The organism is Mesobacillus boroniphilus JCM 21738 (assembly GCF_000517385.1).
GTDB classification, from domain to species: domain Bacteria; phylum Bacillota; class Bacilli; order Bacillales; family Cytobacillaceae; genus Mesobacillus; species Mesobacillus boroniphilus.
The window spans coordinates 1-803 of record NZ_BAUW01000233.1 but is presented as its reverse complement, the minus strand read 5'-3'; the positions used below and the strand labels follow the sequence as shown (position 1 = coordinate 803).

1 protein-coding gene is annotated in these 803 nt (G+C 33.9%); it reads left to right on the top strand.

Annotation, left to right across the window (positions count from 1 at the left end; all coding sequences use genetic code 11):
* The first annotated feature begins 50 nt into the window (after positions 1–50).
* Positions 51–521, top strand: a complete 471-nt coding sequence (locus JCM21738_RS22020) for a hypothetical protein (protein ID WP_035210338.1) — start codon at positions 51–53, stop codon at positions 519–521.
* The last annotated feature ends 282 nt before the right edge of the window (positions 522–803 follow it).

Below are 803 nucleotides of genomic sequence, written 5' to 3'. Positions count from 1 at the left end.
TTAGTTACAGAACATTTAGGGCACATTACTTTAAAAAAGGAGTAACCTAAATGAAAAATTCATTATTAATTAGCTTGTATATTGTATGTAGTATTTTTGTGTTATTGGGCAATCCTGTCTATTCACGAGCTTCTTATTCTCATAAAGTTGACTACCTGTACCCTGCAAATTCGGAAAAAATCATTGATGAAACTGTAGATGAATTTTACCAGGCTCTAAGAGATAGAAGGTATCCAGTACATCAGGAATTTTACGAAAGACATAAACACAGCCAAGAAGATTTGGATGCTGGGCTCTTTAAAGAAATGACTGATGCATCAGTTAATGTTAGGAAAAAGGTATTGTTTAATGAGGTAAAAGGATACAATTATATGACTTGGGATGGAAATGTTCTCCATACCTACCCTGATATTGATTTAAAAAACCACCAGACAGTCAGCCCCAATAGGCAAGTTTTTTCTTCTACTCCTTTAAAGACACAGAAAAAGAATTTAGAAGTAAATATGCAATTTATGATGTAGAAACAAAAGAATTCCTATCAGGTGGCGGTATGTATTTCCCAAAGTATCCGATTTATAAGGATCATTTGAAGTAACAAATGAATATTTTTTAAAAAAGGGTGCGTTGATCCAGAAGGATTAGCCACCTTTTTTGTTGAATTCCTTATTGAACTATAGATGCAGCGCGACAAGTTTTGTCATAAGCGCAAATGTGTGAAACGACAAGGGATTTCTTTGGGAATCCTAACTTTATAACCGAGGATAGGAATGATAAAACCACGTATTTTGAAACTATCCCATTGA